Source organism: Streptomyces sp. NPDC002623, from assembly GCF_053592635.1.
Genome location: NZ_JBSFWB010000060.1, coordinates 1 through 26,779 on the forward strand (window position 1 = coordinate 1; position 26,779 = coordinate 26,779).

15 protein-coding genes and 3 pseudogenes are annotated in these 26,779 nt (G+C 71.1%); 5 read left to right on the forward strand and 13 right to left on the reverse strand.

The window, feature by feature from the left end; translation table 11 throughout:
* The 4 genes from ACWD4O_RS45975 to ACWD4O_RS45990 form a co-directional block, all read right to left on the reverse strand.
* Positions 1 to 10,539 (reverse strand): type I polyketide synthase (locus tag ACWD4O_RS45975; protein WP_451289056.1); only part of this gene is annotated, 10,539 nt, incomplete at its 3' end.
* A gap of 103 nt (positions 10,540 to 10,642) precedes the next feature.
* Positions 10,643 to 10,837: a ferredoxin gene (locus ACWD4O_RS45980; protein WP_451289057.1), complete on the reverse strand. Its 195-nt coding sequence runs from the start codon at positions 10,835 to 10,837 to the stop codon at positions 10,643 to 10,645.
* 8 nt (positions 10,838 to 10,845) lie between these two features.
* Positions 10,846 to 12,036 carry a cytochrome P450 gene (locus ACWD4O_RS45985; RefSeq protein WP_451289058.1) on the reverse strand — a complete coding sequence of 397 codons (1,191 nt, stop codon included), beginning with the start codon at positions 12,034 to 12,036 and terminating at the stop codon, positions 10,846 to 10,848.
* 142 nt (positions 12,037 to 12,178) lie between these two features.
* Positions 12,179 to 12,568, reverse strand: coding sequence for a nuclear transport factor 2 family protein (locus tag ACWD4O_RS45990; protein ID WP_351920761.1), 390 nt, complete (start codon positions 12,566 to 12,568; stop codon positions 12,179 to 12,181).
* A gap of 605 nt (positions 12,569 to 13,173) precedes the next feature.
* On the opposite strand from ACWD4O_RS45990, the gene ACWD4O_RS45995 reads away from it, so the two are divergent.
* The gene (locus ACWD4O_RS45995) at positions 13,174 to 15,957 is read left to right on the forward strand and encodes an AAA family ATPase (protein WP_451289059.1); all 2,784 of its coding nucleotides are present in this window, start codon (positions 13,174 to 13,176) and stop codon (positions 15,955 to 15,957) included.
* 362 nt (positions 15,958 to 16,319) lie between these two features.
* Here the strand turns inward: ACWD4O_RS45995 and ACWD4O_RS46000 are convergent, their stop codons facing one another.
* Positions 16,320 to 17,918 carry an ABC transporter permease gene (locus ACWD4O_RS46000; RefSeq protein ID WP_451289060.1) on the reverse strand — a complete coding sequence of 533 codons (1,599 nt, stop codon included), beginning with the start codon at positions 17,916 to 17,918 and terminating at the stop codon, positions 16,320 to 16,322.
* Positions 17,915 to 18,817: an ABC transporter ATP-binding protein gene (locus ACWD4O_RS46005; protein ID WP_451289061.1), complete on the reverse strand. Its 903-nt coding sequence runs from the start codon at positions 18,815 to 18,817 to the stop codon at positions 17,915 to 17,917. The genes ACWD4O_RS46000 and ACWD4O_RS46005 overlap by 4 nt, the downstream gene beginning before the upstream one ends.
* A gap of 119 nt (positions 18,818 to 18,936) precedes the next feature.
* Here ACWD4O_RS46005 and ACWD4O_RS46010 point away from each other — a divergent pair, with 119 nt between their 5' ends.
* Positions 18,937 to 19,425 carry a GbsR/MarR family transcriptional regulator gene (locus ACWD4O_RS46010; RefSeq protein WP_451289062.1) on the forward strand — a complete coding sequence of 163 codons (489 nt, stop codon included), beginning with the start codon at positions 18,937 to 18,939 and terminating at the stop codon, positions 19,423 to 19,425.
* A gap of 81 nt (positions 19,426 to 19,506) precedes the next feature.
* Here ACWD4O_RS46010 and ACWD4O_RS46015 read toward each other — a convergent pair whose 3' ends face one another.
* Both ACWD4O_RS46015 and ACWD4O_RS46020 read right to left on the reverse strand, forming a co-directional pair.
* Positions 19,507 to 21,129: an alpha/beta fold hydrolase gene (locus tag ACWD4O_RS46015; RefSeq protein WP_451289064.1), complete on the reverse strand. Its 1,623-nt coding sequence runs from the start codon at positions 21,127 to 21,129 to the stop codon at positions 19,507 to 19,509.
* A 104-nt stretch (positions 21,130 to 21,233) separates the two neighbouring features.
* On the reverse strand, positions 21,234 to 22,259 hold the full coding sequence (locus tag ACWD4O_RS46020) for a hypothetical protein (protein ID WP_451289065.1): 1,026 nt from the start codon (positions 22,257 to 22,259) through the stop codon (positions 21,234 to 21,236).
* A 126-nt stretch (positions 22,260 to 22,385) separates the two neighbouring features.
* Between ACWD4O_RS46020 and ACWD4O_RS46025 the strand changes: the two genes are divergently transcribed.
* Positions 22,386 to 23,033 carry a TetR/AcrR family transcriptional regulator gene (locus ACWD4O_RS46025; RefSeq protein WP_451289066.1) on the forward strand — a complete coding sequence of 216 codons (648 nt, stop codon included), beginning with the start codon at positions 22,386 to 22,388 and terminating at the stop codon, positions 23,031 to 23,033.
* Positions 23,034 to 23,448: 415 nt separating this feature from the next.
* Here ACWD4O_RS46025 and ACWD4O_RS46030 read toward each other — a convergent pair whose 3' ends face one another.
* The 3 genes and pseudogenes from ACWD4O_RS46030 to ACWD4O_RS46040 all read right to left on the reverse strand — a co-directional run bounded on the left by ACWD4O_RS46030 (position 23,449) and on the right by ACWD4O_RS46040 (position 24,778).
* Positions 23,449 to 24,012: a dihydrofolate reductase family protein gene (locus tag ACWD4O_RS46030; RefSeq protein WP_451289067.1), complete on the reverse strand. Its 564-nt coding sequence runs from the start codon at positions 24,010 to 24,012 to the stop codon at positions 23,449 to 23,451.
* Between the two features lie 170 nt (positions 24,013 to 24,182).
* Positions 24,183 to 24,329 (reverse strand): annotated as a pseudogene (locus ACWD4O_RS46035) (ISL3 family transposase); the annotation flags it as partial.
* Positions 24,330 to 24,409: 80 nt separating this feature from the next.
* On the reverse strand, positions 24,410 to 24,778 hold the full coding sequence (locus ACWD4O_RS46040; protein WP_327714627.1) for a VOC family protein: 369 nt from the start codon (positions 24,776 to 24,778) through the stop codon (positions 24,410 to 24,412).
* A gap of 62 nt (positions 24,779 to 24,840) precedes the next feature.
* Between ACWD4O_RS46040 and ACWD4O_RS46045 the strand changes: the two genes are divergently transcribed.
* Both ACWD4O_RS46045 and ACWD4O_RS46050 read left to right on the forward strand, forming a co-directional pair.
* Positions 24,841 to 25,299, forward strand: a complete 459-nt coding sequence (locus ACWD4O_RS46045) for a MarR family winged helix-turn-helix transcriptional regulator (RefSeq protein ID WP_451289068.1) — start codon at positions 24,841 to 24,843, stop codon at positions 25,297 to 25,299.
* Between the two features lie 222 nt (positions 25,300 to 25,521).
* A pseudogene (locus ACWD4O_RS46050) lies at positions 25,522 to 25,966 on the forward strand (dihydrofolate reductase).
* Between the two features lie 22 nt (positions 25,967 to 25,988).
* Here the strand turns inward: ACWD4O_RS46050 and ACWD4O_RS46055 are convergent.
* Both ACWD4O_RS46055 and ACWD4O_RS46060 read right to left on the reverse strand, forming a co-directional pair.
* Positions 25,989 to 26,193 (reverse strand): annotated as a pseudogene (locus ACWD4O_RS46055) (ISL3 family transposase); the annotation flags it as partial.
* A gap of 37 nt (positions 26,194 to 26,230) precedes the next feature.
* Positions 26,231 to 26,719 (reverse strand): GNAT family N-acetyltransferase, encoded by a 489-nt coding sequence (locus tag ACWD4O_RS46060; protein WP_451289069.1) that lies wholly within the window; start codon positions 26,717 to 26,719, stop codon positions 26,231 to 26,233.
* Positions 26,720 to 26,779 lie beyond the last annotated feature (60 nt).

Sequence of the window (26,779 nt, forward strand, 5' to 3'; positions counted from 1 at the left end):
ACAGGCTGCGGGGACATCGTCCAGGACCGTGCGGACCTCGTCCTCGTCGGCCTGTATCGCCACCATCGCGCCACCCGTCGGCAGCGCCTGCATCAACCGGCCCCGGGCCCCGACCACTACAGCGGCGTCGGCCAGTGACCACACCCCCGCCACATGTGCCGCCGCAAGCTCGCCGATCGAGTGACCGAGGAGGAAGTCCGGCCGCACGCCGAGGGACTCCAGGAGACGGAACAGCGCCACTTCGACGGCGAACAGCCCCGCCTGCGTGAACACCGTCTCGTCCAGCAGCCCCGCCATGCCCGCCGCGGCCTCGGCACCCTCCGCACCCTCCGCGCCGAACACCACATCCCGCACCGAGTGCGTGACATGCCCCGCCAACTGCCGGTCCAGCTCGAACACCGCCGCGTCGAACGCCGCCGCGAACACCGGGAAGGCGTCATACAGCTCACGCCCCATCCCGACCCGCTGACTCCCCTGACCGCTGAACAGGAAGGCGAGGTCTCCCGACCCGAGGACCGACGCGCGTACGACGCCCGTGCCGGGTTCGCCGGTGGCGAGCGCGTCGAGTCCGGCCAGCAGGGCCGTGCGTGAGGAACCGATCACCGCGGCACGCTCGTCGAGAGCCGCCCGTGAGGTGGCCAGCGCCGAGGCGACAGCGGTGAGATCGGCTTCGGGGCGGTCGCGCAGGAACGCGGACAGGGCGGCCGCCTGAGCCCGGAGCGCGTCGTCCGACTTCGCCGAGAGCAGCCAGGGCAGGACGCGCGCTGCGCCACTCGTGCCGTCGCCGGTCTCCGTGAGCACCGGGTCGGTGCCGTCGGTTCCCTGCTCCAGGACGACGTGCGCATTGGTCCCGCTCGCACCGAAGGACGAGACACCCACCCGCCGCGGACGGCCGGTGTCCGGCCACTCCCGCGCCTCGGTCAACAACTCCACCGCACCCGCCGACCAGTCCACATGCGGGGACGGCGCGTCGACGTGCAACGTCTGCGGCAACACGCCCTCGCGCATCGCCATCACCATCTTGATGACGCCCGCCACCCCCGCAGCGGCCTGCGCATGACCGATGTTCGACTTCAACGACCCCAGATACAACGGACGTTCACCAGCGCCCCGCTCCTGCCCATAGGTCGCGATGATCGCCTGCGCCTCGATCGGATCGCCGAGCGTCGTACCCGTCCCGTGCGCCTCCACGGCGTCCACGTCCGCGGCCGACAGACCGGCACTCGCCAGCGCCTGCCGGATCACCCGCTGCTGGGAGGGCCCGTTCGGCGCGGTCAGGCCATTGCTCGCGCCGTCCTGGTTCACCGCCGTACCCCGCACGGTCGCCAGCACACGATGGCCGTTGCGCCGCGCATCGGACAGCCTCTCCACCAACAGGACGCCGACGCCCTCCGACCAGCCCGTCCCGTCCGCCGCGGCCGAGAACGCCTTGCAGCGCCCGTCCGCCGACAGACCGCGCTGGCGGCTGAACTCGACGAAGACCTCCGGCGTCGACATCACCGTCACACCGCCGGCCAGCGCGAGCGAGCACTCGCCGCTGCGCAACGCCTGTACCGCCAGGTGAAGGCCCACCAAGGAGGAGGAGCACGCGGTGTCCACCGTGACCGCGGGGCCCTCGAAGCCGAAGGAGTAGGAGAGTCGGCCCGAGGCGGCGCTGCCGGTGTTGCCCATCAGCAGGTAGCCGTCGACGCCCTCGGGCACCTTCTGCATGCCCGACGCGTAGTCGTGGTACATCACGCCGACGAACACACCGGTCCGACTGCCGCGCAGGGTGGCCGGGTCGATCCCGGCCCGCTCCAGCACCTGCCAGGAGGTCTCGAGGAGCAGCCGCTGCTGCGGGTCCATCGCCAGCGCCTCGCGGGGCGAGATCTCGAAGAATCCGGCGTCGAAGTCGCCCGCGTCGTGCAGGAACCCGCCCTCGCGGGTGTAGCTCTTCCCGGAGACCGCGGGGTCGGGGTCGTACAGGCCTTCCAGATCCCAACCGCGGTTGGCGGGGAACGGCGAGACGGCGTCCCGACCGTCGGCGACCAGGCGCCAGAGGTCCTCGGGCGACTCCACTCCGCCGGGGTAGCGGCACGCCATGCCGACGATCGCGATCGGTTCGTCGTCCGCCCCCGCTCCGGGGCCGGCGGCGGGAGGCGTCGTCTCGTCGTCCTGTGCGCCGAGAAGTTCCTGACGGACCGTGCGGAGCAGCGCGGTCGGCGTCGGGTGGTCGAAGACGAGCGTGGCGGGCAGTCGCAGTCCGGTCGCCGTGTTCAGCCGGTTGCGCAGGTCGAGTCCGGTGAGGGAGTCGAAGCCGAGGGACTTGAACGTGGCGGACAGGTCGACGTCATCGCCCGTGGACAGGCCGAGGACGGCCGCCACCTGTTCGCGGACCGCGTCCGCCAGAGCGCGTTCCCGCTCCGCCGCCGACCCCGTGGCCAGCCTCTCCACGAGAGCGGATCGCTCCTGTCCGGCGGCCGCGGGCGCGCTGCTCGCGGTGCGGCGCGGCGGTGTGGGGACGACACCGCTGAGCATCCCGGTCAGCGCGCCTTCCCCGGCGCGAACGCGGAGGGCGGGAAGGTCCAACGCAACGGGCACCAGCAGCGGTTCGGCGGAGGCGAGTGCCGCGTCGAAGAGGTGCAGGCCCTGCTCCGAGGCGAGTTGCCCGACGCCGAGCCGGCTCATCCGCTGCCGGTCGACCGTGCTCATGGCACCGGTCATCCCGCTCGCCTCGGCCCACAGTCCCCAGGCGATGGAGGTGGCGGGCAGTCCGTCGGCACGGCGGACCTGCGCGAGCGCGTCCAAGTAGGTGTTGGCCGCCGCGTAGTTCGCCTGCCCGGGGCCGCCGAGGATCCCCGAGACGGAGGAGAACAGCACAAACGCGGCGAGGTCCAGATCACGCGTCAGCTCATGGAGGTTGACGGCGCCGTCCACCTTCGCCCGCAACACACTGTGCAGCCGCTCAGCTGTCATGGCCGCCACCAGACCGTCGTCGAGCAGACCGGCGGCATGCACGACACCGTTCAACGAGCCCCTGACCCGCTCCACGACACCGGACAGCACCTCCCGGTCGGCAGCGTCACCCGCCTCCACCACCACCGACGCGCCCAACCCGGCAAGCTCCTGCGTCAACTCGCCCACGCCCGGCGCATCCTGGCCCCGACGGCTGAGCAGCACCAGGCTGCGCACACCATGCCGGGAGACGAGATGACGGGCGATCAACCTGCCCAACGTCCCCGTGCCACCGGTGATCAGCACCGTGCCGTCACCGAACGACACCTCCTCGCCATCAGCGGCGTGCCGCACGAGCCGGGGCACCAGCAACTCCCCGTCGCGTACCGCCACTTCCCGCTCGCCTGCCGCCAGAGCCTGCGACACAGCGGCGGTCCAGTCGTCCTCGTCGACGTCCACCAGCACCAGACGGTCCGGGTGCTCCGTCGCGGCCGACCGCACCAAGCCCCAGACAGCGGCGGCGTCCAGCCCCGGCAGTCCGGTGCCGGTGCCGGTGCCCGTGCCGACGGCGCCCCGGGTCACCACGACCAACCGCGAGCCGGCGAATCGGTCGTCGCCCAACCACTCACGCACCACGGCCAGCACACCGGCCACCGTCCGGTGGACCGAGGAGGCGTGGTCGTGCCGCGGTCCCGGTTCGAGGGGGCAGGGCAGGACGACCGCCTCGGGTACGCCGGCTTCGGCCACCGCGTCCAGGTCGGAGTTCCTCGGGTCCAGCGTCTCGACACGACCGGTGAAGGCCGCGCCGATCGGGCGGGCCGGAATCCACTGGACGCGGAACATGCCGTCCGCCGTACTCGGGCGCGCTGCGCCGAGCGCTTCGGCGGCGATCGGGCGCAGGGTCAACGAGTCGACGGACGCCACCGGCTGCCCCGCCGCGTCGGCCAGCGTGAGGCGGACCGCGTCCGGACCGACGGGCGACAGTCGCACCCGTAGCTGAGAGGCGGCACCGGCGTGAAGGGTCAGCCCCTTGAAGACGAACGGCAGACGCACCTCGTCCGCCGTGCCTTCCCCGCGCTGCGGAAGAACGGCGTGCAGCGCGGCGTCCAGCAACGCGGGGTGCAGCCCGAAGCGGGCCGCGCTCTGCACCAGGTCCTCGGGCAGCGCAACCTCGGCGAACAGTTCGTCACCGGCGCGCCAGGCCGCACGCAGCCCCTGGAACGCGGCTCCGTACCCGTACCCGGTCCGCAGCAGGTCCGGGTAGAACGTATCGAGGTCCACCGGCTCCGCACCGGGCGGCGGCCAGGCTCCCGCGGCGAAGGACGCATGCCCCGTGGAATCGAGTGCATCGAATGCATCGAGTGCGGAGTCGTGCTCGGAGAGGGCTCCGGCAGCGTGCCGAGTCCAGCCAGGGCCTGCCGATTCGTCGGCGTCCCGTGAGAACACGCTGACCGTCCGGGACCCGTCGGGCTCGGCCGCACCGACCACGACCTGGAGCTGCACTCCGCCGTGCTCGGGCAGCACCAACGGTGCTTCCAGGGCGAGTTCGTCGACTCGTCCGCACCCCACCTCGTCGCCGGCGCGTACCGCCAGCTCCACGAACGCCGCGCCCGGCAGCAGGACGGTCCCGGCCACCCGGTGATCCCCCAGCCAGGGGTGCGCGGACAGCGACAGCCGTCCCGTCAGTACGACCCCCTGCCCGCCACCGAGTTCCACGGCCGCGCCCAGCAGCGGATGGCCCGCCTCGGCCAGCCCCAGCCCACGCGCGTCCCCGACCGGAGCCGTACGCTCCAGCCAGTACCGCTGGTGCTGGAAGGCGTAGGTCGGCAGGTCGACGGCACCGGCAGCACCATCACCCAGGAGCGACGACCAGTCGACGGAGAGGCCGTTGACGTATGCCTCGGCGAGTGCGGCGGTGAAGCGGTCCGGACCGCCCTCGCCCCGACGCAACGTGCCCAACACCACCGCATCGGCCTCCACCGCCTCGACCGTGCTCTCGATCGGCGTCGTCAACACGGGGTGGGCGCTGGCCTCGACGAACGCGTCGAAACCCTGCGCCAGCAGCAGGCGCACGGTGTCTTCGAAGCGGACCGTCTGCCGCAGATTCGTGTACCAGTACTCGGCGTCCAGAGCGGTCGTCTCCAACCGCCCGGCCGTCACCGTCGAGTAGAACGGGACCGTCGCCGCCGTCGGCTCGATGCCCGCCAGGTCCGTCAGGAGCCGGTCGCGGATCGACTCCACCTGGGCGGAGTGCGAGGCGTAGTCCACCGGCACCCGCCGCGCCCACACACCCCGGGCCTCACAGGCCGCGAGCAGCTCGTCCAGCGCAGCGCTCTCACCCGCGACCGTCACCGACGACGGACCGTTCACCGCCGCCACCGACACCCGACCGTCGAACTCCGCCAGCAACTCCTCCACACCCACCACCGGCAACGACACCGACGCCATACCGCCCGACCCGGCCAACTCCAGAATCGCGCGACTCCGCAAGGCCACGACCTTCGCCGCATCCCCCAACGACAGCGCCCCCGCCACGCAGGCCGCCGCGATCTCCCCCTGGGAGTGACCGATCACCGCGGCCGGCTCCACACCCACCGACCGCCACAGGGCCGCCAGCGACACCATCACCGCCCACAACACCGGCTGCACCACATCGACGCGACCCAACCAGTCATCCGACCCAGAACGCAGAACATCCATCAACGACCAGTCCACGAACGGCGCAAGCGCCTCCTCACACTCCCCCAACCGCCCGGCGAACACCGACGACGACTCCAACAACTCCGCCGCCATCCCCACCCACTGCGACCCCTGCCCCGGAAACACGAACGCCACCCGGCGTCCGACAGGAGCAACCCCCCGCGCCACCCCCGCCGCAGACTCCCCCGCCCCCAACGCCGTCAGCCCAGCCGCCAGCTCACCCCGACCCGCCGCCAGCACGACACCCCGGTGCTCCAACGCCGACCGCGATGCCACCAGCGCCGACGCCACCGCCGTCAAGGGAAGGTCGGGCTCGTCCCGCACGAACTGGGACAGTCGTGCCGCCTGTGCTCGCAAGCCGGACTCGCTCCGGCCGGAGACGAAGAACGGGAGCAGGGCATCCGACGGGTCCATGGGTGTGGGCTCGGCGGGCGCGGGCTGCGGTTCCATCTGCTCGATGATCACGTGGGCGTTGGTCCCGCTGATCCCGAAGGACGAGACGCCCGCCCGCCGCGGACGGCCCGCGTCCGGCCACTCCCTCGCCTCGGTGAGCAGTTCCACCGCCCCCGCCGACCAGTCCACGTGCGGGGACGGTTCGCTGACGTGCAGGGTCTGTGGCAACACGCCCTCGCGCATCGCCATCACCATCTTGATGACGCCCGCCACACCGGCGGCGGCCTGCGCATGACCGATGTTCGACTTCAACGACCCTACAAACAGCGGTCGTTCAGCGCCGCGCTCCTGCCCATAGGTCGCGATGATCGCCTGCGCCTCGATCGGATCGCCGAGCGTCGTACCCGTCCCGTGCGCCTCCACGGCGTCCACGTCCGCGCCCGACAGACCGGCACTCGCCAGCGCCTGCCGGATCACCCGCTGCTGCGACGGACCGTTCGGGGCCGTCAGTCCGTTGCTCGCGCCGTCCTGATTCACCGCCGTACCCCGCACCGTCGCGAGCACCCGGTGACCGTGCCGCCGCGCATCCGACAGCCGCTCCACCAGCAGCACGCCGACGCCCTCCGACCAGCCCGTCCCGTCCGCCGCGGCCGAGAACGCCTTGCAGCGCCCGTCCGCCGACAGACCGCGCTGGCGGCTGAACTCGACGAACATGCCGGGGGTGGACATCACCGTCACGCCGCCGGCCAGCGCCAGTGAGCACTCGCCGCCGCGGAGCGCCTGGACGGCGAGGTGCAGGCCCACCAGGGACGACGAGCAGGCCGTGTCCACCGTCACCGCGGGGCCCTCGAAGCCGAACGTGTAGGCCAGTCGGCCGGAGACGACGCTGCCGGTGGTGCCGGTGAGCAGGTAGCCCTCGGAGCCGCCCGCGCTCTCGTCGAGCCGCACACCGTAGTCCGTGTTCATCGCGCCGACGAACACGCCGGTCCGGCTGCCGCGCAGCCCGGCCGGATCGATCCCGGCCCGCTCGAACGCCTCCCACGACGTCTCCAACAGCAACCGCTGCTGCGGATCCATGGCCAGCGCCTCACGCGGCGAGATCCCGAAGAAGCCCGCGTCGAAGCCGGCGACGCCGGACAGGAATCCGCCGTGCCGGGTGTAACTGGTGCCCGATTTCCCGGAGTCGGAGCCGGATCCTGTGCCGAAGCCAGAGCCAGAGCCGGAGCCGGGGCCGGATCCGGGGGCGTGGTCTGGGGCGTACAGCCCCTCCAGGTCCCAGCCGCGGTCGTCGGGGAACGGCACGATGGCGTCGCCGCCCGCGGCCACCAGGCGCCACAGCTCCTCGGGCGAGCCGATGCCGCCGGGCAGTCGGCAGGCCATGCCGACGATGGCGATCGGGTCGTCGTCGGCCGACCGGGTGCTCGCGGACGGCAGAGCGGTCGGTTCCGTCGCGGGTCGGGCGACGCCTGTGTCGACGAGCAGCTCGGCGAGGTGCCCTGCGACGGCGATCGGGGTCGGGTGGTCGTAGGCGAGCGTGGTCGGCAGGTGGAGACCGGTGTCGGTGTTGATCCGGTTGCGGAACTCGACGGCGCTCGGCGAGTCCAGGCCCAGGTCCTTGAACGTCTGCTCGCCGTCGGCGGGGCTGAGTACGGCGCGGCCCAGGACCGTCGCCGCGTGCGCGAACGTCAGATCGCGGACGGCCTGCTCGCGCTCCTCCCGGGACAGTCCGACGAGGCGACCGGCCAGGACGGAGCGTTCCCGGCCGGTGTCGGCGGTGGACGCGTCGGGCGTGCTGCCCAGCCAGTGGCGTTCGCGCTGGAACGCGTACGTGGGCAGGTCGACCCGGTGTGCCCCGGCCGGCAGTGCCTGCTGCCAGTCGACGGTGACTCCGCGGACGTGCGCTTCGGCCAGCGCCGTGCGGAAGCAGTCGAAGCCGCCCTGGTGGCGGCGCAGCGTTCCGAACGCGTCGGCGTCCGCCCCGGCGTCCTCGATCGTCTCCAGGATGCCGGTGATCAGGACGGGGTGGGCGCTGGACTCGACGAAGACGTCGTGGCCCTGGTCGAGGAGGGTCCGTACGGCGTCCTCGAAGCGGACGGTCTGGCGCAGGTTGGTGTACCAGTACTCGGCGTCGAGGGCGGTGGTGTCCAGCAGCGCGCCGGTCACCGACGAGCAGAAGGGGATCCGGGACGGACGCGGCTCGATGCCGGCCAGGGCGCGCACCAGGGACTTGCGGAGCCGGGTGATCTGGGTGGAGTGGGAGGCGTAGTCGACGGCGACGCGCCGGGCCCAGGTGCCCTGTGCTTCGCAGATGGCGAGGAGTTCGTCCAGCGCGCCCTGCTCGCCGGAGACGACGACGGACGCCGGGCTGTTGACCGCGGCGACCGACAGCCGCTTCCTGAACGGTGCGATCAGCTCGGCGATCCGGTCGACGGAGACGCCGACCGATGCCATTCCGCCCCGGCCGGCCAGGGCGAGGATGGCCCGGCTGCGCAGCGCGACGACCTTCGCGCCGTCCTCCAGCGAGAGCGCCCCGGCGACGCACGCGGCCGCGATCTCGCCCTGGGAGTGGCCCACCACGGCGGCGGGCCGCACACCGAAGGACTCCCAGAGCCCGGCGAGCGAGACCATCACCGCCCAGAGCACGGGCTGTACGACGTCGACTCGGTCGAGCCACTCCTCGGACTCCGAGCGCAGGACGTCGGTCAACGACCAGTCGACGTGCGGCGCGAGTGCCGTCTCGCAGGCGGCGATCCGCTCGGCGAAGACGGGGGCGGAGTCCAGCAGGCCTGCGGCCATGCCGAGCCACTGCGAGCCCTGGCCGGGGAACACGAGCACCGTCCGGCCGTCGGCTCGGGACGCTCCGGTCACCACGCCCGGGGCGGGTTCTCCGGCGGCGAGCGCGCTCAGGCCGTCGACCAGTTCGGCTCGGTCCGCGGCGATCACCACACTGCGGTGGGCGAGTGGGGAGCGTGCCGTCAGGAGCGAGTGGGCCAGGTCGGGCAGACCGAGTTCCGGCCGGTCGGTGACGAACCGGGCGAGCCGGGCGGCCTGGGCTCGCAGTGCCCGGTCCGTGTGACCGGAGAGGAGCAAGGGGAGCGGAAGCGCCCTGGGCGACGGCGCTTCACTCCCGGTCCCGGCACCTCCAACGGCAACGGCAACGGCCTCAGCCTCGGTTTCGGCTTCGGCTTCGGCTTCGGCTTCGGCCACCACGATGTGGCAGTTGGTCCCGCCCATGCCGAACGAGCTGACGCCTGCGATTCGTGGCCCGTCAGGGTCTCCCGCGGCAGGCCACTCGGTCAGCTCGGTCTGCACCCTCAGGCGCAGTTCGGTCAGCGGGATGTCGGGGTGCGGCTGCTCGTAGTTGAGGCTTGCCGGGATCTCCCTGCGGGAGACCGCCAGGGCGGCCTTGATCAGGCCGATCACCCCGGCCGCCGCCTCCAGGTGTCCGACGTTGGTCTTCGCGGAGCCCACCGGCAGCGGCCGGTCGGCGTCCCGGGCTGCGCCGAGGACGGCGCCCAGTGCGGTGGCCTCGACCGGGTCACCGAGCCGGGTGCCGGTGCCGTGCAGTTCGACGTAGCCGACACCGGCCGGGTCCACGTCCGCCTGTGCGTACGCCCGGCGCAGCACGTCCTGCTGGGCGGCGGCGCTGGGTGCGGTCAGCGTCTCGCCGCCGCCGTCGTTGTTGACGGCGCTGCCGCGCAGGACGCAGTGGACGCGGTCGCCGTCCGCGAGGGCGCGGCGCAGCGGCTTGAGCACCACCACGGCGCCGCCCTCGCCGCGTACGTAGCCGTTGGCCCTGGCGTCGAAGGTGTAGCAGCGGGCGTCCGGGGACAGTGCGCCGAAGCGCTCCATGCGGGCGGTGGACTGCGGGGTCAGGACCAGGTTCACGCCTCCGGCCAGGGCCGTCTCGGACTCGCCGGAGCGCAGGCTCTCGCAGGCCATGTGGACGGCGACCAGGGAGGAGGACTGGCCCGTGTCGACGGTCAGGCTGGGGCCGCCGGCGCGCAGGAAGTAGGAGACGCGGTTGGCGATGATGCTGCGGTGCAGGCCGGTGGTGCTGTGGGCGGTCACCGCCTCGGGGCCGTCGGCCTGGAGCAGCAGCGAGTAGTCGTCGGAGAAGGCGCCGACGAACACTCCGGTGCGGGTGCCGGCGAGGGTGGCGGGCACGGTGCCCGCGTCCTCCAGTGCCTCCCAGCTCAGCTCCAGCATCAGTCGCTGGTGGGGGTCCATGGCGGCGGCCTCGCGCCCCGAGATGCCGAAGAAGGCGGGGTCGAAGCCGTCGACCGAGGCAAGGAAGGAGCCCTGGCCCGAGACGCCGCCGATGCCCGGGCGGTCCGCTGCGGGCGGCGCGACGGTGTGGGCGCCGTCGCGCAGGAGCCGCCAGAAGTCCGACGGGTCGTTCACCCCGGGCAGTCGGCATGACATGCCGATGACGGCGATCGGCTCGTGGCGGGCCGGACCGGAGGCCCGGTGCGTGGACGGGTCGATGCCGGAGCGGTCCCCACGTGCCATGTCCAACCCTTCGGTTCTCAGCCGGTCGCGGCGGTGGCCGCGGCGGAGCCCTCGGGTCGCCCCGAAGGTGCTTGCCGATCACTTTCGTCATCGCTGCCCGGGGTCATTCGAGGAGCTTGACCGCGCCCGACGGGCAGGATCGGGCCGCGTCGCGGACGCGGTCGTACAGTGCGCTCGGCGGGTCAGGCAGGATCAGGACGACCAGGCCGTCGGTCTCGTCCTGGTCGAACACGGCGGGCGCCTCCAGGGCGCACATCCCGGCGCCGCAGCAGCGGTCGCGGTCGACGTCGACACGCATCGGCCGCGCTACCAGGCGACCGGCATCGAGCTGACGCCGTAGATCAGCATGGTGTCCCGCATCCGGACCTCTTCCTTCGGTACGGCCAGGCGCAGTTCGGGGAAGCGGTCGAAGAGGGCCTGGAAGCCGATCCGCATCTCGATCCGGGCCAGTTGCTGGCCGATGCACTGGTGGATGCCGTGTCCGAAGGAGAGCTGGCCGCGGCCGCCGCGGGCGAAGTCGAGGCGGTCGGGGTCGGCGAAGTGCTTGGGGTCCCGGTTCGCCGCGAAGGCCGACAGGGTGACCGTCTCGCCGGACTTCATCGGGCAGCCCTCGAACTCGAAGTCCTCCAGGATGCCGCGGATCGGGCCGTAGTGGTTGACCGTCAGATAGCGCATCAGCTCCTCGACGGCGCTGTCCATCGTGGTCTCGCCGGAGCGCAGCATCGCGAGCTGGTCGGGGTTGGTGAGCAGGGCGTAGGTGCCGAGGGAGAGCATGTTGGCGGTGGTCTCGTGTCCTGCCGCCAGCAGCAGGAAGCAGATGTTGGTGACCTCCTCGACGGTCAGTTCCTCGTGTGCGGCCAGGCCGCCGAGGATGTCTTCGGAGGGGTCGGGGCCGCGGCGTCGTTCGACCAGGCCGCTGAGGTATTTCTGCATCGCGTCGAGGGCGGCGTACGCCTGGTCGAGCGGGGTGTTGATGTCCTGGATGACGGTGGAGTTGTGCTGGAAGACCTCTCGATCCTCGTAGGGGACGCCGAGGAGTTCGCAGATCACCAGCGACGGGAGGGCCAGTGCGAAGGCGGGCACCAGGTCGACCGGCGGGCCGGTCTCCTCCATGGCGTCCAGGGCGTCCGCGGCGATCTCCTGCACGCGCTCGGCGAGTTGGGTCATCCGGCGCAGGGTGAACAGGCCGGTGAGCAGGCGGCGGTACTTGGTGTGCTCGGGCGGGTCGGTGTAGACGAAGAAGCCGGGCGCGGCCGGGGTGGGTTCCTGCGGCTGGATCGGCGAGCGCAGCAGGTACTTCTGCGAGCTGAAGCGGGGGTCGGCCAGGGCTGCGCGGACCTGGTCGTAGCCGGTGATGAGCCAGCCCTCGCTGCCGTCGGGGTAGCGCAGCCGGTCGACGGGGCACTGCTGCTGACGCTCCAGCAGTTCCGGCGGCGGGTCCAGCGGCGTCGTGCGGGTGGTGGGCAACGGTCGGGCCCCGGCCGGAACCTCGGTCATGGCGTGTTCCTTCCTGTCGGCGTGGTGTCGCGGTGTCGCGGTGTCGCGGTCTTCCGGCGGTCGGGTCAGTCAGTCGCTCACTCAGTCACACAGTCGGTCGGTCAGTCGGGTGGGTGTGTCAGTCGGTCGGTCAGTGGGGCAGTCAGTCGAGGACCTTCATGTCCGTGTCGCCCCACAGCGCGCGCAACTCCCGCACCAGGCCGTCCTCCCGGAAGCGCACGATCCCGATGATCGAGATCTCGATCCGCTTGGGGTAGCTGCGGGGGCTCAGTTCGACGGTGGCCGGAAGGACCACGGTCTCCCCGTCGTGCGCGGCCACCGGAGTGCCGGGGCGTTCCTGGGCGCGGTCGTCGACGAGGGCCCGGGTGATGTGCGCGCGGAGCGCTTCGAGGCCCACCTGTTCGCCGGAGCCGACCGGGTCCTCGAACACCACGTCGGGGGCGAACAGTTCGAGGACGCCGTCCACGTCGCCGGCGTTCATCCGGCGGCAGTACTCGAGCGCCAGGGCCTTGCGGGTCACCTCGTCGGGCACGCGGACTCCTTCCGAGCGGTGCGGCGGTGCGGCGGCGAAGGTGCGGGCGCGGCGGAAGGATCGCGAGCTCGCGTCGCACGGGATCAGCGGCTCGGGTCGTCGCGGCCGGACCGGGGACGCCGGTCTCATCCACGACTCAGTGTTCGATCACCTACCGCGCGGACGCCACCCCTGTTCGCACCCCTGCCGACCCCTGGTACGCCGCTGACCTGCACGGAAGCCGGATCTGGGGGTCGACTTCCGCCGTGTCCCCGGAAATGGCGGGGTTGCTCCCTTGAGCGACACCCGGTCGTGTGCGAAGGAGCCTCGAACGGCCCCGGGCCCCCTGCTAGTGTGGTTCAACCAATCCCAACAACCACAACGCTGTCTCAACGCCGAGGCAGCGAGCGGCCCCCTGCGCCTGCCCGCATCCGTGATCTCGATGCGACTCGCGACGCGGTCGGCGTTTACGTCTCCCCGTCACTGGCGTGAAGGAGAGCACAAATGAAGACCATCAACCGCCGTCAGCCTCATCCCACCTCCTTCGCGAGACCGGATCCGCACCTGTGTCGACGGCCGTGCCGTCGCCCCGCGTGGGTCGCCGCCGTCCGCGATGAGACCGGACCGTGAGCGCGGGCGAGCGTTCCGAAGCGACCGCCTTACTGACCGGTCTCCTCGACGGTGCGCCGGCCTGTGACAGCGGCATCGCCGTGATCAGCGGCTCGGTGGCCATGGGAAAGACAACGTTGTTAGCGGGGTTCGCGCAGCAGGTGCGGGCCGCCGACGGCGTGGTGCTGACCGCCGTGGCGTCCGAGTCCGAGGAGGGCATACTGCTGGGCGTGGTCGCCCAACTGCTCGAGGAGGCCGCGCTGTCGGCCCCGGTCGGTGACCAGGTGAACCAGCTGCTCGCGATCGGCCGGGCCCATATGACGGCCTCGCCGGGCGGACCGCCGACGAAGCTGTCCGCGGTGGACGCCCAGATCGTGCAGTCCCTGTGCGCGATCCTGCTCGGCCTGGCCGGGCCCCGGCCGCTGGCCATCGTGGTCGACGACATCCACCACGCCGACGCCGCCTCGCTGGCCTGTCTCGCCTATCTCACCCGCCGGATGCACAGCACCCCGCTGCTCGCGGTCTTCAGCCACAGCTTTCTTCCCGGGGACCGGTGCGCCGGCTTCGTCGAGCAGCTGCTGCGGCTGCCGCACGCCCACGGCGTCCGCCTGACGCCGCTCGACCTGGAGCAGGTGCGCGAAGCTGCGGCGGCCCGGCTCGGCCCGGAGAGCGCGGAGCGGGTGGCGGCCTGGGCGCTGCGGGTGAGCGGCGGCAATCCACTGCTCCTCGACGGCGTTCTCGACGACGTCCAGCGCGCCGCGCCCGCGTCGCTCTCGTCGGCCCTGGCGTCCGCGGGCTACCGGCGGGCGATGCTGTCGTGTCTGCACCGCGGCCCGGCGCTCGCGGCGCGGGTGGCGCAGGCGCTGGCCGTGCTCGGGAAGCCGGAGCCGATCGCCCGGCTGCTGGGCCTGGAGGCCGGTGAGGTGGCGCAGTGTCTCGCCGTGCTCGACGCCTCCGGTCTGCTCGAACAGGGTCGGTTCCGGCATCCCTCGGCGGCGTCGGCGGTCCTGGCGGACGTCGGCCCCGAGGCCACGGCGGCCTTGCACCGGGACGCGGCGGAACTGATGTACGCGCAGTCCGGTCCGGCGTCCGCGATCGCCGAGCACCTGCTGGCGGGCCAGGGGGTGCGGGCGCCCTGGGCGGTGCCCGTGCTCGACGCGGCCGCCTCACAGGCGCTGACCGAGGGGCGGGGCGCCACCGCCGTCGAATATCTGCGCCTGGCCTGCACATTGAGCGAGGACGAGAACGAACTGGCCCGGATCAGGGCCGCGTTGCTCCAGGCGGAGCGCCGGATGGGCGGCGGTGTCTCCGAACCTCAGATCACCGCCCTGCTGCAAGCGGTGCGCGGCGGCCATCTGGGCGGCGGCGAGACGCTCGGCGTGGTCAGGGTGCTGCTGTGGAGCGGCCGGTTCGAGGCAGCCACCGAGGCGTTGCGGCATCTGCCCGGCTCGGGGCAGGCCGCCGCCCCCACCACCACGATGGAGCTGCGCGCCGCCCGGCGGTGGATGCGCTGCTCGTACGCCCCGCTGCTGGGTCTGCTGCCGGACGCCGTGGAGGACGACGGGGAACTGCACCGCACGCCCTCCACGACCGAGAGCCGCCGCCGCTACGACGCGGCGACCGTGCTGGAGTCGGTGCTGACCCAGGGTCCTTCGGAGCGTACGGTGCCCAAGGCCGAACGGATCCTGCACGGGAGCCGGTTGCACGGCACCGACCTGGACACCATCGAGTGCGCGCTGCTCGCTTTGACGTACGCCGAGCAGCCCACGCTGGCGCTGCCGCACTGCGACGAGCTGATCGCGGCGGCGCAGGAGCGGGGCGAGCCGGGCAGTGCGGCCCGGCTGCACGCGTTGCGGGCGGAGATCTGTATCCGGCTCGGTGACCTGCCGGGCGCCGTCGAGCACGCGACCGCCTCGTTCGACGTCGTGCCGATCGGCGAGTGGGGGGTGGCGGTGGGCTCACCGCTGGCCAGCCTGCTGATCGCGCTCGCCTCGATGGGCCGGGAGGACGAGGCCGCGGAGCTGCTGTATCTGCCGATCCCCGAGACGCTGCTCCAGAGCCGTGCCGGACTGCACTATCTGCACGCTCGGGGGCGGTACAGCATGGCCGTCCAGGACTGGGAAGGCGCGCTTTCGGACTTCCTCGGCTGCGGTGAGCTGATGGCCCGGTGGGGTGTGGACGTGCCGGGTCTGATCGCGTGGCGCAACGACGTCGGCGAGGCGTGGCTGCGGATGGGCGAGCCGGATCGTGCCCGCGGCCTCCTGGAGGAGCAGTTGCGGCGCAGCGAGCAGAGCGGTTCGCCGCGCACGCGCGGGGCGACGCTGCGGCTGCTGGCGGGGACGCATGAGCCCCGCAGGCGTCTCTCCTTGCTGCGGCAGGCCGTCGACGCGCTCCAGGAGAGCGGGGACCGTTACGAGTTGGCTCGCGCGCTGGCCGACCTCACCGACACGTACAACGCCGTCGGCGAGACGCGACGGGCCCGGGTGATCGGCTCCCAGGCGAAGATCATCGCGGACAAGTGCCAGGCGGAGCCGCTGAGCAGGCTTCTTCCGGCGGACCGGGACCGGCCCGACACCGAGTCCAAGGGTCCGACGGCGGTGCTCACGGACGCGGAGCAGCGGGTCGCCGACCTGGTGGCGCTGGGCCATACGAACAGTGAGATCGCCAAGCTGCTGTACATCACGGTGAGCACGGTGGAGCAGCATCTGACGCGCATGTATCGCAAGGTCGGCGTCAACGACCGGGCGCAGTTGGCGTCGGCGCTGTTCACCGGGCCGCCCAAGCAGGCAATCGAGGCGTAGGGCGAGGCGGGTAGGGCATAGGGCATAGGGCGCAGGGCAAGGAAGAGGCGCCCGGCCGGGGTTCTCCGGACCGGGCGCCTCTTCGTGTGCCGCCGCTGGTGTGCGGGTCTGCGGGTGCCGCTCGGCACGACCTCGCCAGACCGGACGCCCCGCCAGACCCGACGCCCCGCCGGACCCGACGCCCCGCCGGGCCGGGCGCCTCACCGGGATCGGACGCCCCCCGAACCGAACGACCCCGCCCCCTGCCCGTCACCCCTCACTCCCCCGCCTCGCCGCTGAAAGGGCTGGAAGGGGAGCGAGGGAGGGACGGGAGGGGGCGGTGGGCGGGTCGACGAGGACGGGTGGAGAGGAGGGAGCGCCGGTTACGCGAGCAGGTCGCGCCGGCGGAAGGCGACCAGGGTCGCGGCCACGCCGACCACGGCCAGGGCGGCCATCACCACCAGCGGCGTCGCGGAGACGTCGTTGCCGGGGAGCTTGGGCACATGGGTGAACGGCGAGACGTCCAGGACGTACTGGCTGACCTTCAGCTGCGGCCCGACCAGGGTCAGGAAGGCGAAGAGGCCCAGCATGCCCCAGCCCGCGCTGGTCCAGCGGGGGACCACCGCGAACAGCAGGACCGCGAGCGCCGCGATCAGCACGACGGCCGGCAGCTGCGCGGACACGGCGCCGAAGGCATCGGCCAGTGCCCCTCCCACGTCATGTGCGCCCAGCCCCTGGGACAGGCCCATGCCGAAGGCTGCGGCGACGAGGATCACCACGGCGCCCGCCACGGCGAACACCAGGTGGCTCAGCAGCCAGCGCGCCCGGCTCGGGGTGCCGGCGAAGACGAGTTCGATCCGGCCGCCGGCTTCCTCGCCGCGGGCCCGCACGATCACGGTGAGCGCGAAGACGGCCGCCAGGATCCCGAACACGCCCACGATGGAGGACACATACGCGTCGGCCATGTTCTGTGAGCCGCCGAGTTCCGCCATGATCTCCTGCACCCGGTCGCTGTCGGTGAGGAGGTCGACGTCCTTGACGAAGGAGCCGAACACCAGCGCCGCGACCAGCACGCCGATCGACCAGCCGAACAGGGAGCCGCGGTGCATGCGCCAGGCGAGGCCGAAGGTGCCGAGGGTGCCGGGGCCGGCGTAGGCGGGGCCGGGTCGGCCGGGCAGCACACCGGAGGCGAAGTCCCGTCGGTCCAGCAGCCGCAGCGCCACCGCGATCAGCGCGGCGGCCGCCACCACGGGGATCGCCAGGGCCCACCAGCGGTCCCCCGTGTACGGCTGCACCTCCTCGGCCCAGCCGACCGGTGAGAGCCACCGCAGCCACTGGGCGTCGTCGCTCATGTCCCCCGCCGCGCGCACCAGGTAGAAGGCGGCGAGCAGGGTCAGGGCGACGGAGTTCGCGGTGCGTGACGCCTCGAAGAGCTGGGCGCAGACGGCGGCGATGCCGGCGAAGACGATGCCGCAGGCCGCCATGGACAGGCCCAGGGCGAAGGCGCCGGCCGCCCCGAGGCCGATCACGGGCAGAACGGCGCCGATGATCACGCCGACGCCGAGGTTGACGCCGATCACCAGCCGGAGCACGGCGACCAGCGGCGCCCTGCGGTCCACGACGCCGGACGCCACCAGTTCCTGGCGCCCCGTCTGCTCCTCCGCCCGGGTGTGCCGCACGACGAGCAGGATGGACATGATCGCGGCCAGGACCGCTCCGAGCACCAGCGAGCGCCAGGTGGTGATGGCGCCGAGCGAGTTCTCGTCGAGCCGGCCGTAGAGCGCGATCGCGCCGGACGCGGCTCCGATCCCTTCGGCGAAGTCCTGTCGTGACGACGCGTCGGGGAAGAGCCCCTTGATGCTGTAGGCCGTCGAGGCCGCGCTGCCGATCAGGGCGTACGCCCACAGCGGCAGGATGATCCGGTCACGGCGGGAAGCCAGCTTGGACAGCTCGCGCAGACCGGCGAGCCCGCCGTCGCTCACTGCTGCTCCCCGGAGTAGTAGCGCATGAACAGCTCTTCGAGCGTAGGGGGTCGACTGACGAGCGACGACACGCCGGCGTCGGTGAGCATGCGCAGCACCTTGTCCAGCGCGTCGGGGTCGACCTGGCAGCGCACGGAGCCGCCGTCGACGTGAAGGTCGTGCACACCGCCTATGGCGCTCATGCCGTTCACCGGCCGGGACACCGTGGCGGCGATGGTGGTGCGGGAGAGGTGCCGTAGTTCGTCGAGCGTGCCGGAGTCGACCCGGCGACCCGCGCGGATGATGGAGACCCGGTCGCAGAGGTCCTCGACCTCGCTGAGGATGTGGCTGGACAGCAGCACGGTCGCGCCGCGGTCCTTGGCCTCGGCCACGCTGGCGCTGAAGACGGCCTCCATCAGCGGGTCGAGGCCGGAGGTCGGCTCGTCGAGGATGAGCAGTTCGGCGTCGGAGGCGAGAGCCGCGACGAGCGCCACCTTCTGGCGGTTGCCCTTGGAGTAGGCCCGGCCCTTCTTGGTGGTGTCCAGCTCGAACCGCTCGACCAGTTCGTCGCGCCGCGCCTTGTCCAGGCCGCCGCGCATCGAACCGAGCAGGTCGATCGTCTCGCCGCCGCTGAGGTTGGGCCAGAGGCTGACGTCGCCGGGCACATAGGCCAGTCTGCGGTGCAGTGTCGTGGCTTCCTGCCAGGGGTCGCCGCCGAACAGGGTGGCGGTGCCGCCGTCCGAGCGCAGCAGTCCCAGCAGGACGCGGATGACGGTGGACTTGCCCGCGCCGTTCGGCCCGAGCAGGCCGTGCACCTCGCCCTGGGCCACTTGAAGGTCCAGGCCGTCAAGGGCGACGGCCCGGCCGAACTGCTTGCGCAGCCCTAAGGTGTTGATCACATCGCTGTCGATTGCGTTCACGGGCTGGACGCTACAGTCATTTCACTAGTTTGTGAAGCTTCGCGATGTCATGAAATGATGCGTGCACAGGCACGTGTGCGCGGGGTGCGCGCACCGAAGCGGCGGAGGAGCTGGTGATTGTGGCTGACGGCAGGGACGAGGACGCCGCGCGGCATTTCATCGAGCAGATGGCGATGCTGTTCGCCGACTGGGGATTCCCGAGGATGAGCGCGCGTGTACTGATCACTCTGATGGCGGCGGAGGAACGGGGGTTGACCGCCGGCGAGCTGGCCGAGCGACTGGGGGCGAGCGCCGCCGCGATCTCGGGCGCGGTCCGCCATCTCACCCAGTCCGGGCTGATCACCCGCGAGTCGGTGCTGGGGTCGCGCAGCGATCTGTACCTGCTGCCCGACGACGCCTGGTACACCGGGACCGCGACCAAGCAGAGCCTCTTCGCGCAGATCATCGCCGCGACCGACAAGGGCATCGAGCCCCTCGGCGGCCCCGACACGAAGGCGGGCGCCCGGATGGTGGAGATGCGCGACTTCTTCTCCTTCGCCCAGCACGAGATGGCGGGCGCTCTGGAGAAGTGGCGCAGCATGCGCGCGCAGGCCGCACCGGAGAAGTGATTCGGAGGGGCGGCCCCGACAGTCCCGCAGACCGCCGCTCGGCGGTCCGAGCGTCAGTCTGCGGGATCGGAACAGGGCCCCTCAGCCGTATCTCTTCAACAGCCCCTCCACGTACGCCTCCAGCCGTGCCCCCAGCAGGTCGGCCGTCAGATCGTCCCGGCCCAGCTCACGCCACGGTCCGGCCAGTTTCGCCGCGTCCGGGCAGTAGTGCAGGGCGTCGAGCAGCCGCCAGTACAGGTGCTCGGGGCCGTCGGCGAGGTCGCGGCCGCCGTGTGCCTCGTACCGTTCGCGGAAGTCCAGCCCGTGCTCCGGTCCGTGCAGCAGCGCGAGTGCTGTCGAGCAGTGCGCCACGTCGAGGTCGGCGGGGCCCCACGAGGTCTCGACCCAGTCGACGACCCCGGTGATCCGCAGCTTCGGCCCGGCACCCGTGAACAGCACGTTCCCGGGGTGGAAGTCGCGATGCAGGAAACACCCTTCGTACGGTGGCGGGTCGCGGCGGATCACGTCGACGGCCCGCTCCCACAGGGGACCGTCCGGGGCACTGACGCGCTCCGGGGACGTCCATGCCTGATACAGGCGCGGTCTTTCGTCCGGTACGACGCCGTGGACGCGGACGAGCTGGGCCGCGAGCAGATCCAGGCGGCGTTCGAGGTCCTCCTCGTCCACACGGACGCGGCCCGGCAGCGCGGACATCAACAGGGTCGGGTGGTCGCAGTGTTCGGCCGTGGCGTCCACGGCGACGAGAGCGGGTGCCGGGATCCCCTCCTGCCCGGCAAGCAGCGCCAGGACGGAGGCCTCGCGGGCCAGTAGCCCGGGTCCGTGGTGGCGGAAGAACGGCTTCACGAAGATCCGCTGCACCAGGTCCGTGCCGTCGTCGAGCGTGAGCCGGCGCATCTGGGAGCTCCAACCGCCGGACAAGAGACCGGATCCGGTGACCGAGCGGCCGTGGCCGAGCTGCTCGGCCACCCATGCGCGCGTGGCCGTCCAGCCGCCGTCGTCGAGGCCGGTCAGCAGGGCCTCCACGAACTCGCGCCGGTCGTGGCCGTGCTCGCGGAACCACAGCCCCAACTGGTGCTGTGCGTCCGGAAGGTCGAATCGCGTGTACTGGGCGCGCGCGGCCAGCGCGTCCTGTACCGCCTCGGTCACGGCGGGCGGGATCACCGCGTCCGTGCCCGGCATGGCGAGCACCGCCCGGCCCTCGTACGCCCGCAGCACCTGGAGCGCGGAGGCCTCCCGCCAACTGTCGGACCGCCGGATGATCTCGCTGAACCGCCCGTTGCCGTCTCCGAAGGGCTCGCCCCACGCTTCGGACGCGTACACGGCGGGCGCGCCCAGCCCCAGCGCCGCCACGCGATCCCCGTAGTGCCGGACGAGATCCGCCACCGCCTGCCCGCTCATGCTGAACCCCACCAGGACCAGCGGCCCGCTCGCCCCCGCGTACGCGTCGATCACCGCGACGGCCTGCTCGAACCGCCGACGCAGGCTCGACTCGCTGAGCTTTCCGGTGCTTTCGCCGTGCCCGGAGAAGTCGAAGGCGACCCCTCGACAGCCGTGCGCCACGAACTCCCGCACCAGCGGGAGCAGTCGCTCGGTGCTGCTGTTGCCCGCGCCGTGCAGCACCACGGCGGTGACCCCGGACGGATCACCGCCGTACACACCGCTGAGCCGTTCACCGTCGTGGTCGAGTGTGAAGTCGAAGAGCATGCCTCCTATTCACTCACGCGGCGGCCTCCGTCTTTCGGGAGTGTCACTGCCGCACCCAACCCAGGTGGTCATCTGTTCGGGGATGGGACGGTCGGGATGCGGACTCAGTCGCGGTAGTGGTCGGCGATCGCGGCGAAGGCGGCCTTGGGCTCCCAGGGCAGGTCGGGGTAGGTGTCGCCGTGGCGGTCTTCGAGGATCTTGACGATGCCGAGGCTGGCGAGGTCGAGATCGTCGCGAGGATCGCCGTCGGGGCGGTGGGGCAGATTGTAGAGCGCGAAGAGGAACACGAAGGCGCTGTCGACGCCTTCGCTGTCGAAGATCTCCAGCAGTTCGCTCAGGTATGCGGCTTGGCCGGCCTCGTCGCGTTCGTATTCCCCGGTCAGCCGGAGCGGCGCACCGGTGACCTCGTCGGTTTCGAGGATTTCCATGCTGCGGGGTGCGACGTCTCCCGCGCCGCGCCAGGTGGCGGTGCCGAAGCCGGTGATGGCGACCGGTTTGGGTTGTGCGACGAGGCTGCGCACGGCGTCTCGGAATCGGTCGGCCACCTCCGCGGACCGGATGAGTTCGAAGGTCGTGAAGTCGAACAAGTCCCAGTCGACGCCTTCGAACTGGATGGCGGCGTAGGTGACCTTGCCATGGAAGCGCTCACGGACCACCGCCACGGCTTCACGGAGGAAGGCGTTGAGGCGGACGCCGACCGCGGCGATCCTCTCGGGCCGACGGGCCGGGTCGCTCAGCAGCCAGGCGAGTCGCTCGTCGACGCTGTCGCCTTCGAGGAACCCATGGTTCATGACGCTCAGCTCAGCGCCGGTGACGAACACGACCTCGGCTCCTTGCGTCCGGAGTCGCTCGGCCCGCTCCGCGCAGTCAGCGATCAGGGTGAGGATCTCGTCGGTCGTCAGCTCCAGCGGGTAGGGCGAGAACCAGATCTCGAGTCCGAGCTCGGCGGCGTGACGGGCTGCGAGCTCCAAGCGCTCCGGGTCGCCGCCGGTGAGGTGGACGGCGGTGCAGTGGAGATCGTCGCGGATGATGGTCAGCTCCTTCCTGACCAGGTCGGGGTCGAAGTGCTCCCGGGAGTAGCCGCCGTTGCGGAGGAAGCCGGTGTCGTAGCAGATGCCCTTGGCCCGCATGTGTCTGACCTTTCCGTAGGGGGCTTGAGCGTAGAAGCAATTATTGCGTGCACGCAAGTTTGCGTAGGAGAAAGTTTGCGCGGCCGAAAGTTTGCGTGCACGCACTGAAGCGGGGATACTCCGAGGGTGACGACAAGACGGACCGGGCTGCGGGAGCAGAAGAAGCAGGCCACCCGAGTGGCATTGCGCGAGGCGGCACTTCGGCTGGCCCTCAAGCGCGGACCCGACAACGTCCGCGTCGACGACATCGCCGAGGCAGCCGGGGTCTCGCCGAGGACCTACAACAACTACTTCTCCAGTCGCGAACAGGCCATCGTCGCCGCCGTCACCGCCGAACGGGAATCCCGGGTCGCCGCCGCGGTGTCAGCCAGACCCGCCGACGTCCGCCTCGCCGACGCCTTGACCGAAGCGATCCTGGAGCAGTACACCGAACCGCGTGACCACGACGAGCTGTTGCTGATCACGACCAGCCCCGCGCTGCGTGACACGTTCCTCGACACCGTCGCAGCGATCGAACACCCCCTCGCCGCCGCGATCGACCAGCGCCTCGGCCCCACCGGCACGCCTGCCGCCCGAGTGCTCGCGGCGAGCGTGGCCGCCGCGGTCCGGATCGCACTCCAGCAGTGGCTCCAGCCTCCGGCCGCACCCCTGACAGCGGGTGGGCTTGTCGTACCGTCCGGCGCACTGCCGGACCTGCTCCGCTCCGCGCTCGCCACGCTCGAACCCGCACTTGACGCCGCCGAAGAACAGGCCCGACAGCGCCTGCACCAGTGAATACGCGGGCGGTCCCGGTCCCCCGACGAGCCGAAGAACATCGGGGCCGCCGTTGTCGCGGGAGACGAGGGGCGTGGTTTACGAGCCGGCGCATCGCGTGCCCGATCCAGGTGTTCGTCTCTGTACCCCAGTGCCACAGATGGTTCGTCCCCGCGCACAAGCCCACTACGGGGGCTCCACCAGTAGCCGCTCTCAGGTATTCGCCTTGGTGCCCGTTGACGTACTCCCAGTTGGTGCCGGCAGCGGATGCCGGCGTAAGGACACCGGTGAGGGCGAGGAGGAACGCGGCGACGGTCGCGGACATCGCCAGTCTCAGTCGAGCTCTCCGCCCCTCCTGGGACGTCATCGCATGTCCAACCGCCACGACGCCACGACGTCCGACCCGGCGAACCAATGCGGTCAGAGCATTAGCGCACTATCGCGCCACGCGATAGCGGAGGTAGACGACTCTCGAGCTGAAGGTACGGGTCTCGACGAGTTCGAGATCCACCCTGCGCTCGTGTCGGGGAAAGAACGGAATGCCACCGCCGACCAGCACCGGGTAGACGATCGCCTGGTACTCGTCGATCAGACCCGACGCGGCCGCCTCAGCGGCGAGAGTCGCGCCGCCGATCGCGATGTCGCCCTCCCCCGGTTCGGCTCGCAACCGCTCGATCTCCTCCGCCAGGCCGCCGGAGGCCAGGCGGGCATTGCCCTGCACCGCCGACAGCGTGGTCGAGAACACGACCTTCGGGAGCGGGTTCCAGAGCGAGGCCCACTCAAGCTCTGACTCGCCGAGCGATGGGTCCTGGTCGACGGTCTCCCAGTACAGCATCGTCTCGTACAGCCGTCGTCCCAACAGGTGGACGCCGACCTCTCGAATCTCGTCGATCCAGAAGCGAAAGACCTCCTCGTCGGGCGCCGTCCAGTCGAAACTGCCGTCCGGCCCGACGATGTAACCGTCGAGTGAGACACTCATCGAATAGGTCACCTTGCGCATCAGAAGTCCTCCTCGACAACGGCTTCGACAGTACGACTGCCGGACGCGGCAAGACTCATCGCGACTCGCGGAATCCCCTGGTCCGAATGAAAGTGATCCAGTCCCCTCCGGGATTGCTCCGGGAGCCGACGGGGCTGGCACGGCGGCAGCGAAGAACTTGCCCCCGCGGCGAGGATCGTTGCCCGCCGGCCGAGCGGGACGTGCGCCAGTCGGCGCAGCGAGCTGTCGCGCGGCACCCCCAGACAGCCACGGGCATGGCACCAGTCATCAGGGTCGACCACTTCCAAGCCGAGGTCATCCAGCCGGCAGAACGTCATCAGGTCAGCAGGGCAGCAGGCAGCGTCACGCACGGGCCTAGGGCGACACCGCCGATGATCGTCCGGTGGCGTCTGGTCGATCAAGCGCGGTCGTGGAGCGTGACCTGGTAGCCGTCGGGGTCGGCGAAGGTGAAGGTCCGGCCGAAGGGGCCGTCGATCGGTGCGGAGGCGATGGTGTGGCCGTCGGCGACGAGCGCGTCGTGGATGGCCTGGACGTCGGTGGCGTGGAGCCAGATCGCGGCACCGATGCCGGGCTGGGCGACGGACGCCAGGTCGGTGCCGGGGATGACGTCGCGGAGTGCGAACGCGATCGGCTTCGTCTCGAAGACGACGGCGTGCGGAGGTCCGGCCGGCGAGCGGACGAGGCCCAAGTACTGCTCGTAGAACGCCTGCGAAGCGTCGAGGTCGCGCACTTGGAGCGAGATGAAGTCGGGACCGGTGGCGGGCATGATGACACTCCTTCTTTCGTGTCAGTTTACTGACACGCCGCAAGGTATGTCAGAATACTGACATGAGTCAAGAAGGTGTCGGCGTCGACCTGGAGACGTCACTGGGCTACCTGCTGAAAGAAGCGTCGAGCGCGCTGCGCGCGGCCATGGAGGAGGTGCTGCGGCCGCTCGGGATGAGCGTGACGCACTACTCCTGCCTCGAACTGCTGGCGCAGCGACCGGGCTTGTCCAACTCCGAGCTCGCGCGGGGCGCGTTCGTGACACGGCAGACGATGAACGTGCTGCTCCAGGCCCTGGAACGAGACGGCTACGTGACCAGGCCCGCGGAGGCACCCGTCGGGAAGGTGCTTCCCACGCGGCTCACGCCTCGCGGCCGACGAAGCCTCGAGAAGGCGAGCGCAGCCGTCCGGTCCGTCGAGGCCAAAATGCTGGCCGGTCTGAGCGAGACCGAGCAGTCAGCCGCGTTCCGGATCCTGCAGAGCATGATCCATTCCCTCCACGGTGACAACGAGGGCACATAGCCGACTACCCACTCCGGACCCGGTCCGTCGGCGTGCACTTCAAGCCGCGGGGGCGGGCACCGTTCCTGCCGATGCCCGCGGCCGAGCCGTGACCGGCCGGTGACGGTAGAGCAGGCTTGGGGCCGGCCCGCCATTGCTGAGCCGCGAGACCGGCCGGCCACGGCGGACGGACCGCACAAGACACTGAAGAGCGACAGCTCAAAACACGCTAACAAGGTGGTCATGTACAGCTCGGTGTCGGTGGACGGCTTCATCGCGGACGAGAACGACCAGCCCGGACCGCTGTTCGACTGGCTGGTCAGCGGTGACGTCCCGTTGGACGGGAGCGGCGAGTTGAAGGTGTCGCAGACGTCCTACGACTACACCCGGGCGCACTGGGACCAGATCGGGGTGACCATCGCCGGCCGCCACGTCTTCGACCTGACGGACGGCTGGGACGGGAAGCCTCCGAGCGGGATCGACCACGTGGTCGTCGTGACGCACCGGCCGGAGCCCGAGGGCTGGGACCCCGAGGCACCGTTTCACTTCGTCGACGGCGTCGAGGCAGCCATGGCCAAGGCGCAAGCGCTACTTCGGGTCGGTCCACGCGCAGCACCTGTTGGAGGATCCTGACGTGGTGATTCAGAGCAACCGGGTGCTTCACCTGCGCTATCAGGTGCGCCGTTGACCGATCCGAGCGGGTACGCGAAGCCGGCGCCGAGCAACTCGCTCAGCTTGACCACCGGCTCGCGGCCGGCGGCAGGGTCGGGGTGCCGGTGGGCGGCGATCATCCGCTGGTAGACGCCCCCAGGTGGCCTCGACCTCGACGTGCTCATCGAGGGCGAACAGGGCCGTGAGTCGGGCGGCCTGCTTGTCGGTGAGCAGTTCGGCACCGGTGTGCAGGGTTCGCCGGGCGGCGGCAATGCGGAGCGATGGGCCGCCTCAACCGGGCCTACGTGAGTTCCTTCCGCATCAACGTGCACATCGTTTCGTAGCGGCGCAAAGATCCATCAGGGGTTTGTTCGTCCCACGAGTCCGGCTGACGGTCGTACGCGACATAACCCAGCCTTTCGTATAGTGCGCGTGCCCGGGGGTTGATTTCCTCCACACCGAGCTCGGCCTGCCGCAGACCGCGGTTCCTGATCCGCAGTTCTGCGGCTTCAACAAGGAACGTGCCGATCCCGCACGACTGCAATGCGGGGTGGACTGCCAGCTGCCACAACGTACCGACACCCTCCTTGACCTGGTAATCGACGCCGCCCTTCGCCACTGGGATGCCTGTGGCAGGGCAGACTGCAAGATAGTCGACCTCACCGATCCGGGCACGTTCCAATTGCTTGGCGACGCCGGCCAAATGGTGCTCGGACCCTGCCCACCCGCACGACGCCAGGTCCGCATGCACCAAATCACGGGCTGACAGCTTCAACACAACCTCGGTCATTTTCGGTACCTCCGGCGAGTCAGCATCCATGTCGATCACGCAGGACGCAAAGCCGTTTAC

Coding starts and splice junctions, on each gene's coding strand:
- ACWD4O_RS45980 (WP_451289057.1), bottom strand. CDS start 10,837: ATGCGTGTCGACGTCGACCGCGACCGCTGCTGCGGCGCCGGGATGTGC.
- ACWD4O_RS45985 (WP_451289058.1), bottom strand. CDS start 12,036: ATGACCGAGGTTCCGGCCGGGGCCCGACCGTTGCCCACCACCCGCACG.
- ACWD4O_RS46015 (WP_451289064.1), bottom strand. CDS start 21,129: ATGCTCTTCGACTTCACACTCGACCACGACGGTGAACGGCTCAGCGGT.
- ACWD4O_RS46020 (WP_451289065.1), bottom strand. CDS start 22,259: ATGCGGGCCAAGGGCATCTGCTACGACACCGGCTTCCTCCGCAACGGC.
- ACWD4O_RS46030 (WP_451289067.1), bottom strand. CDS start 24,012: ATGCGCAAGGTGACCTATTCGATGAGTGTCTCACTCGACGGTTACATC.
- ACWD4O_RS46040 (WP_327714627.1), bottom strand. CDS start 24,778: ATGCCCGCCACCGGTCCCGACTTCATCTCGCTCCAAGTGCGCGACCTC.
- ACWD4O_RS46045 (WP_451289068.1), top strand. CDS start 24,841: ATGAGTCAAGAAGGTGTCGGCGTCGACCTGGAGACGTCACTGGGCTAC.
- ACWD4O_RS46060 (WP_451289069.1), bottom strand. CDS start 26,719: ATGACCGAGGTTGTGTTGAAGCTGTCAGCCCGTGATTTGGTGCATGCG.